Origin of the sequence: Pseudonocardia sp. Ae505_Ps2, assembly GCF_001932425.1 — a bacterium.
In the GTDB taxonomy this organism is placed as follows: domain Bacteria; phylum Actinomycetota; class Actinomycetes; order Mycobacteriales; family Pseudonocardiaceae; genus Pseudonocardia.
This window is the reverse complement of sequence record NZ_MCIP01000002.1, coordinates 75,406-83,043: the sequence shown is the minus strand read 5'-3', so window position 1 is coordinate 83,043 and position 7,638 is coordinate 75,406. Positions and strand designations below refer to the sequence as shown.

The 7,638-nt window shown below is 66.0% G+C and carries 8 protein-coding genes, 3 pseudogenes and 1 riboswitch; of the genes and pseudogenes, 7 read left to right on the top strand and 4 right to left on the bottom strand.

Features of this window, described 5'->3' with window-relative positions; genetic code table 11:
- A partial coding sequence (locus Ae505Ps2_RS28635; protein ID WP_170917169.1) for a transposase occupies window positions 1-555 on the top strand: 555 nt, incomplete at its 5' end.
- A gap of 129 nt (window positions 556-684) precedes the next feature.
- Here the strand turns inward: Ae505Ps2_RS28635 and Ae505Ps2_RS33845 are convergent.
- From Ae505Ps2_RS33845 to Ae505Ps2_RS28620, 3 genes and pseudogenes are all read right to left on the bottom strand, one after another.
- A pseudogene (locus Ae505Ps2_RS33845) lies at window positions 685-1,332 on the bottom strand (IS3 family transposase); the annotation flags it as partial.
- A complete protein-coding gene (locus Ae505Ps2_RS28625; RefSeq protein WP_158071584.1) occupies window positions 1,329-1,640 on the bottom strand; it encodes a transposase in 312 nt (103 codons plus the stop codon). The pseudogene Ae505Ps2_RS33845 and the gene Ae505Ps2_RS28625, both read right to left, overlap by 4 nt.
- Before the next feature lie 70 nt (window positions 1,641-1,710).
- Window positions 1,711-2,073: pseudogene (locus tag Ae505Ps2_RS28620) on the bottom strand (RtcB family protein); the annotation flags it as partial.
- Between the two features lie 33 nt (window positions 2,074-2,106).
- On the opposite strand from Ae505Ps2_RS28620, the gene Ae505Ps2_RS28615 reads away from it, so the two are divergent.
- The 5 genes and pseudogenes from Ae505Ps2_RS28615 to Ae505Ps2_RS28595 all read left to right on the top strand — a co-directional run bounded on the left by Ae505Ps2_RS28615 (window position 2,107) and on the right by Ae505Ps2_RS28595 (window position 6,061).
- On the top strand, window positions 2,107-2,643 hold the full coding sequence (locus tag Ae505Ps2_RS28615) for an ISAs1 family transposase (protein WP_075313183.1): 537 nt from the start codon (window positions 2,107-2,109) through the stop codon (window positions 2,641-2,643).
- Between the two features lie 866 nt (window positions 2,644-3,509).
- The gene (locus tag Ae505Ps2_RS28610) at window positions 3,510-4,481 is read left to right on the top strand and encodes an IS30 family transposase (protein WP_075554361.1); all 972 of its coding nucleotides are present in this window, start codon (window positions 3,510-3,512) and stop codon (window positions 4,479-4,481) included.
- A gap of 2 nt (window positions 4,482-4,483) precedes the next feature.
- Window positions 4,484-5,237, top strand: a pseudogene (locus Ae505Ps2_RS28605) (IS3 family transposase); the annotation flags it as partial.
- 83 nt (window positions 5,238-5,320) lie between these two features.
- Window positions 5,321-5,386: riboswitch (guanidine-III (ykkC-III) riboswitch) on the top strand.
- A gap of 10 nt (window positions 5,387-5,396) precedes the next feature.
- Complete coding sequence (locus Ae505Ps2_RS28600; RefSeq protein WP_075313169.1) at window positions 5,397-5,711, top strand: multidrug efflux SMR transporter; 315 nt, start codon at window positions 5,397-5,399, stop codon at window positions 5,709-5,711.
- Window positions 5,711-6,061, top strand: a complete 351-nt coding sequence (locus Ae505Ps2_RS28595) for a multidrug efflux SMR transporter (RefSeq protein ID WP_075313168.1) — start codon at window positions 5,711-5,713, stop codon at window positions 6,059-6,061. The genes Ae505Ps2_RS28600 and Ae505Ps2_RS28595 overlap by 1 nt, the downstream gene beginning before the upstream one ends.
- 377 nt (window positions 6,062-6,438) lie before the next feature.
- Here the strand turns inward: Ae505Ps2_RS28595 and Ae505Ps2_RS28590 are convergent, their stop codons facing one another.
- The gene (locus Ae505Ps2_RS28590; RefSeq protein WP_075334862.1) at window positions 6,439-6,861 is read right to left on the bottom strand and encodes a MerR family transcriptional regulator; all 423 of its coding nucleotides are present in this window, start codon (window positions 6,859-6,861) and stop codon (window positions 6,439-6,441) included.
- A 257-nt stretch (window positions 6,862-7,118) separates the two neighbouring features.
- Here Ae505Ps2_RS28590 and Ae505Ps2_RS28585 point away from each other — a divergent pair.
- On the top strand, window positions 7,119-7,638 hold a 520-nt coding region (locus Ae505Ps2_RS28585), incomplete at its 3' end, for an IS701 family transposase (protein WP_139320284.1).

Genomic DNA, 7,638 nt, shown 5'->3' with positions numbered 1-7,638 from the left:
GCCGTCGGGGACGGCGCGCTCGGGTTCTGGGGCGCGCTACGGGAGGTGTTCCCCGAGACCCGTGAGCAGCGCTGCTGGGTGCACAAGACCGCCAACGTCCTCGCCGCCCTGCCCAAGTCGGCGCATCCGGGAGCGAAGAAGGCGCTGACCGAGATCTGGAACGTCGAAGACAAACACAAGGCCCTCGACGCCGTGACCTGCTTCGACGCCGCCTACGGGGCAAAGTTCGGCAAGGCCGTGGCGAAGGTCCGTGACGACCTCGATGAGTTGCTCGCCTTCTACGACTTCCCCGCCGAGCACTGGCAGTACCTACGCACCACGAACCCGATCGAGTCCACGTTCGCGACCGTCCGCCACCGCACCCGCGTCACCCGCGGGCCCGGCTCACGCACCGCCGGGCTCGCGATGGCGTTCAAACTCATCGAAGCCGCCCAGGACCGCTGGCGCGCCGTGAACGGCCCGCACCTGGTCGCGCTCGTCCGCGCCGGAGCAGTCTTCGAGGCCGGACGACTCGTTGAACGACCCGACGACCACACCCACACCGAAGCCGCCTAAAAGATCTTCATCCACAGGTCTTGACGATTGCTCGCCGGCGGATCCGGCGCGCGCCTGGGGTGCGGGCTGATCATGGTCTACCGCGACAGCATCGAGCGCCGTATGTCCGACGTTGGACCCGGTCGACGGGGCGACACCGGCGTCGACCAGGCGCTGGGTGAACCGCAGCGCTGTGTACTGGGCTCCCTTGTCGCTGTGGAAGATCAACTGGCCGGGGCGCAGGTCCCGCGAGCGCAGGGCGTGGTTGAGCGCGGTGAGCACCAGCGCGGTCGTCGCACGGGAGTCGGTGGCCCAGCCGACGACCCGGTTGGAGAACGCGTCACGCACCGAGGCCATCCACAACACGCCCTCGCCGGTGACGATCCGGGTCAGATCGGCCACCCACACCCGGTTCGGCGCGGCCGCGGTGAAGTCGCGTTCGAGCAGGTCCGGCGCCGGCCGGTGGGCGGGGTTCTGCCGGGTCGAGCCGCCCTTCCAGCCGCGGCGCAGGTGGGCGCCCTGCAGGCCGTGCTCGCGCATGATCCGCTCGACGCGCTTGCGGCCGACGTGCACGCCTTGGCGGCGCAGCTCGAGCCAGACCCGCGGGGATCCGTAGGCGGTGGCGAACTCGCTGACCGAGCGGATCTTCACGATCTGTTCGAGGAGCACGGCGTCGTCGAGGTGGCGCTGAGAGGGGTTCGCGCGGCGGGTGCGCCAGTCGTAGTAGGTCGAGACCGGCACACCAAGGACCCGTAGTACGAGACCGGCGGGGAAGCCATGGGCGTCGACGAAGCTCATGACCACCTCCGGGTCGGGCCGATCTCGGAGGCGAAATAGGCGCTCGCCGCGCGCAGGACCTCGTTGACCCGCCGCAGCTCGGCGTTTTCCTTCGCCAGCCTGCGGTTCTCGGCGAGCATGTCGGTCGACGGCCGATCATGGCGCTCGCCGGTGTCGGCCTCGGCTTGGCGGACCCAGCTGCGCAGGGCCTCGTGATGCACCCCGAGCTGCTGCGCGAGCGTCCGGAACGTCGGGCGAGGGTCGGACTCCCGATACAGCCGAACCGCCCGTTCACGCAGCTCATCGGGGTACTTCTTCGGTGCAGTCACCAGTGCCTTCCTTCCTGGCTCTCAAGATCGAACCAGTGTTCAGACACTCCGGCAAAGCGGGGGAACCTCACAGCTCGATCATCACCCGCCGGTTGAGCCGCGCGTACTCCTGCGCCCAGTGCAGGTCGGCCCGGTAGGCGTCCATCTGCGGGGTGCCGGCGAGGAACACGGCCAGGTCGCGGTCGGGCAGCTCCTGGTTGTGCGGCAGCACCTTGGCCTTCTCGATGTGCAGGTTGGCCAGGATGTTGCCGATCCCCCGCGACCCGGAGTGCAGCATCAGCCAGACCCGGTCGTCGCCGTCGAGGCAGAGCTCCACAAAGTGATTTCCGCCCCCGAGCGAGCCGAGCTGCTGGTGGGCCTTGCCACGCAGCTTGTCCTCGCTGGTCCAGGACGCATCGCGCAGATGGTGCAGCCGGTCGAAGCCGCGCCAGAACCCGGCCCAGTCGAGCTCGGTGGGCACTACCTGATGACGGTCAAGGCTAACCAGCCCACGCTGCTGGCCCGGCTGCGTGCGCTGCCCTGGAAGATGACCGGGCCGGCCGCCCGGCAGCGGGCCCGTGGCCACGGGCGGGTCGAGACCCGCACGATCAGCGTGCTCTCCCTGCAGCGGTGCCCGGACCGGGGCGGGGAGTTCTTCCCACACGCCGCCCAGGCCATCCGGCTCATCCGCCGGCGCCGCCCGCTACGTCCGGGCGCACGGTGGAAGACCGTGACCGTCTACGCGATCACCAGCCTGACCGCGTTCCAGGCAGACCCGATCTTGCTGGCCCGCTGGATCCGCGGGCACTGGAACATCGAGAACCGGCTGCACTGGGTCCGGGACGTCTCCTTCGACGAGGACCGCTCCCAGACCCGCACCGCAGCCGGCCCCCAGGTCATGGCCGCCCTGCGCAACCTCGCGATCGCCGCACTCCGACTGACCGGAACCACCAACATCGCCGCCGGACTACGCCACCACGCCCGAGACGCCCACCGACCCTTGACCACCTACAAGATCATCTGACGACTTTGCCGGGGCCCTGGCTGCGCCCCAGCTACACTCCAAGAACTATTCGAATCCCCCCAGGAGATCCAACTTCCGCCGCAGTCCAGGACAACGGCATGCGACCGGCAACGCTAACTCGATAGACCTTGTTTTTCAAAACGCCATCAACCTTAAAGCTAAATTGACACGAACTCCCCACAATGATAGAGTCGCTTAGTTGCCCGGAGCCTATCAATTGCCTCTTCGAGTTCAGCACGGAAATCAGTCCTCCCGCCCGCACTCCTTTGAATTCTCCAGACCCTGCGCAGCCACCGGAAGAGAGAGGGAAGAAGCCGTCCACAACCTTCCGAGAAGGCGATGTCATCAATCCCACGACCTTTCCCTCTACGGTGACTCTACCTTCTTCTGTCATGACCAGAAGTCCTGTCACTGAAAGCAAGATAAATAATATCGACCCGGTCGATACTGCGACAACTCGGAATCGCCTCGAGCGGCCACTAATGACTCTTAAGAGACGCTCCCGAGTTCGCAATGTAACCGTATCCTGATCATCACTTCGCAGTAGCCCCGAACCTTCTCCGCGACTCTCCGACCTCTCGCCTTGACCCATCGGATCAAAAAGACTCACTACTCAGTCCTCATTTCTTTACAGGACTCCATGCCATCTAGGCTGGCCGCTCGGTGTCCTGGGCTCGGTGCGACGGTGCGGTCAGTCGGATTGCGCGTTCTCGGTCCTGTCTGCTAGAAGGAATAGGGCCGCGGTGATTACTGCGGCGACTACAAGTAGAGTATAGGTGACGTCCCATCCGTAGCGTTCGGTGAGTTCAGCCGGTCGTAGCACTTGATCTTGGTTGTTCGGCGGGACAGGATGTTCCGTGCGTGAGATGTTGATGTTGTCGGATCGGGAGGAGATCTCGAGGGGTCTCGCGGAGGGCTTGTCCTACAAGCAGATCGCCTCGGTGGTGGGTCGTGATCGGTCGGTGATCTCTCGTGAGGTCCGTCGTCACGGCGGACGCTACGAGTACCGGGCCGCGGCAGCGCAGGAACGGGCCCTGGCGGCGCGGGAGCGGCCGAAGCAGTTCGCGGTGGACCGTCACCCGCGGTTGCGCGGGATCGTGCATGCTCTGTTGCGTGGTGGCTGGTCACCGGCCTCGATCGCGGGCCGGTTGCCGACCGAGCACCCCGATGACGAGGCTTGTCGGGTGTCTCACGAGGCGATCTACCAGTGGATCTATGCCACCCCGGTGTCCACGCTGGCCCGCGAGCTGCTCGCGCTACGGTCCGGGCGCACCGCCCGACGAGGCGGCGCCAAGCCCCCACCGGCCCCGCGGATCAAGGACCCGACCTACATCGACGCCCGCCCCGCCGACGCCCAGGGGCGCGCCGTGCCCGGCCACTGGGAGGGTGACCTGGTCATCGGCAAGAACGGCAAGACCGCCGTCGCCACGCTGGTCGAGCGCACCTCCCGGTTCCTGGTCCTCGTGCCCCTGACCGGCCGCGCCGCGCTCACCGTCGGCCGTGGGGTCATCGCCGCCACCAGCGGTCTGCCCGCGCACATGCGGGCCTCACTGACCTGGGACTGCGGTGCCGAGATGGCCGGCCACGCCACCGTCACCAAGGGCTCGATGCCGGTGTACCTCGCCCACCCACACTCGCCGTGGGAACGCGGCAGCAACGAGAACCTCAACCGCATCGTCCGCGAGTACTTCCCGAAAGGCACGGACATCACCTCGGACCCGAAATACCTGGCGATGGTGGCTTGCGACATCAACGACCGACCCCGTAAAATCCACAACTGGAAGAAGCCCTCCGAGATATTCGCCGAACTCGTTGAGCTAGATGCTTCAACCGCCTGAATTCGCCCAGGTGTGTGTACGGGGTGCGGAAGATGTGGCGTGCGGCGCGGCGGGAAGGGCTCCGGGTCGGGCGGGACCAGATGGGGGTGATTGATGCGTGTCGCCGGGATCCAGGGCGTGCGCCGCGGGGTCCACCACACGGCCACGACGACCCGTGATCAGCGCGCAGCCCGCCATCCTGACCTGGTCAAGCGGGCGTGGGCGGCGCCGACTCGACCGGATGCGCTGTGGGTCGCGGATTTCACGTATGTGTGGACCGCCTCCGGGTTCTGCTACGTGTCGTTCGTGACCGACGTCCACTCCCGCAGAATCCTCGGATGGAAGGCGTCGATGAGCAAGACCACCGATCTCGTCTCCGGGGCCTTGGCGCAGGCGTTGTCCACTCGCCAACGGGCGATCAGCGAGTTCACCTCCGAGGGTCTTATTCATCATTCGGATGCCGGGTCCCAATATACGTCTCTGGCGTTCACCGAGCAACTCGCCGAGGCTGGTATCGCCGGCTCGATCGGCACCGTCGGTGACGCGCTGGACAACGCGCTGATGGAGTCCACGATCGGCCTGTACAAGTCAGAGCTCATCGTTCCGCATGCTCATTCTCGGAACTGGATCGGTCTTCGCGAAGTGGAGCGAGAGACCGCGGAGTGGGTTCACTGGTACAACAGTGTGAGGCTCCACTCCTCCATTGACTATATGTCGCCGATCGAACGAGAAATGGTGTACGCTACATCCATCGCCCAACAGGGTGCGGTGGCCTGAACCTCAGCCTCTCGCAGACCCAGGACGGTTCATAGCTCGCCGCCGCCTGCCATGGATCCGGAGTTCCTTGGTAGGTTTGCGTACCGAGGGCCTCAGTGGCCTTGCGGACGAGGTCGGCCAGTACCCGCGCAGCGACAAGACTGGCCTCTGGAGTTTATCGTGGCATGGAGCATCCTGATCGCCTCCGGTGTCCTGGAGGCAGTATGGGCGACAGCGCTGGCCGCCTCCGACGGCTTCAAACGCCGCGGACCGACGATCGTGTTCACGGTCGCTCTCGTCTTCAGCATGGCCGGGCTCGCAATCGCGATGCAGAGCCTGCCCACCGGCACCTCCTACGCTGTCTGGGTCGGTGTCGGCGCTGTGCTGACCGCCGGGTGGGCGATCAGCAGCGGCAAGGAGAAGGCGACCCCGCTGAAGATCATCCTGCTCGCCGGTCTGGTCGGCAGCGTGGCGGCGCTCAAGGTGGTTTCCTGATGAGTTGGCTGATCCTCATCGTCAGTGCGGTGTTCGAGGCCGTGTGGGCGACAGCGCTCGGCATGTCCGCCGGACTGAGCAGGCCCATCCCCACCGTCGTGTTCCTCGTGTTCCTGGGATTGAGCATGGTCGGCCTCGCGCTCGCGATGCGTAGCATCCCGGTCAGCGTCGCCTACTCGGTGTGGATCGGGATCGGCGCGGTACTGACCGTAGCGTACGCCATGCTAACGGGCGACGAGCAGTTCACACCCGCCAAAGCCGCTGTGCTCACCATCCTGATCGGATGCATCGTGGGACTCAAATTCACCAAGGGATCCGGCACATCAGATCGCGAGGTCAACGACGTGTAGAACTCGTGACGGAACCGGGCCAGTTCCCCGAACGCCGCCACCTGAGCTTGAGCGTGCACACTACCCACCGCAGCCCTTGTGTTGATCTTCTTCCTTCGACAGAAGCATGATCAACCAAGGGCTGCACCAATGATCACCCGGGGTCACAGCGACAGCACGCCGACGACCTCAGAGCTTAAAGCTCAAGCTCAGATCCGCCCGAAAGCAGGGCGGGTAGTCTGCCGACTGGCGGTGTGAGGTCGGTCGCGATCACGTGGTGAAACTCCGTAGGGATCCAGAGGACGACAGCATATGCGAACGCCAGCCTCGGCCTTCGGCGGCGATCTCGCTCTGCGTCAGCCCCCGAGACGTCGCTATGACCGGTACGTCCGCACAGGTCAAGGGGCGTGCGAGGTGCTACTCGACCGGGTGGAGGCGTCGAGGTTCTTCAGATCACGCGACAATGACTCGAGGCTGTCGACCTGGAGGCGCAGGGCGTCGAGCCGACTGTCCGTGGCTGCCCGGAACATTGCCAGGCAACCGAGCAGATCCTCGAGGCGCTCCGACCCGAGCTCATCGCGTTGCCCGCGCTCGTCGACCGTCGCCAGCAGTTCCTTGACCTGGTCGAGGCTGAAGTCAAGTGGCTTGAGCCGCTTGATGAACGCCAGCCGGTCGACATCGGCCTCGGTGTAGAGCCGGAAGCCTCCCGCCGACCGTGCCGAGGGAGTCACCAGTCCCACTTCGTCCCAGTGACGGATGGTGCGTAGCGACAGGCCGATGCGCGTCGACACCTGACCGATCTGCATCAGCTCATCCCCCATGCCCCCACCTTCCGTCATCGCCCAGCACGGGAATCCCCGCTCGAGGATAGTCAGCGACGCCGACAACGGGTACGCGCGACGCGCCCATCGCTGTGCGCCACTGGCCCGACGAGCCGACGGCGTCACCACCGACCACACCCAGCAGCCGAGCACACCGAGCCGGGCCGGGCGTTTTCCTTAGGAAAACGCCTAATACTGCAACGGCAGTTCGGCGTGTGGTGAGAGGCTGACGGCCGTTCGGCGGTGATGATCACCGCGTGGTTGATCTTGCCGGGTGGGTGGCCTCGTTGGACGCGGTGGTGGAGCTGATCTCTGGCCGTTTCCGCAGGGTCGAGCCGCGCCGGCGGGTCGGAACCTACCTGCGAGGCCTGCTCGCGGGGCTCGAGCGGAAGAACGGCTGGACCCTCGCCGAACACGCCGGGGCGATGTCGCCGGACGGGATGCAGCGGCTGCTGCGCACCGCGGACTGGGACGTCGACGGGGTCCGCGACGACCTGCGCGGCTACGTCCTGCAACATCTCACCGACACCGCGTCGGGGGTGTTCATCGTGGACGAGACCGGGTTCATCAAGAAGGGCCTGCGTTCGGCCGGGGTGCAGCGCCAGTACACCGGCACCAGCGGGAAGATCGACAACTGTCAGCTCGGTGTGTTCCTGGCCTACGCCTCGAAGCGGGGGCGGGCGTTGATCGACCGGGAGCTCTACCTGCCGACCTCGTGGACCGAGGACCGCGAACGCTGCGAGCGCGCGGATGTCCCCGATGACGTCGAGTTCGCCA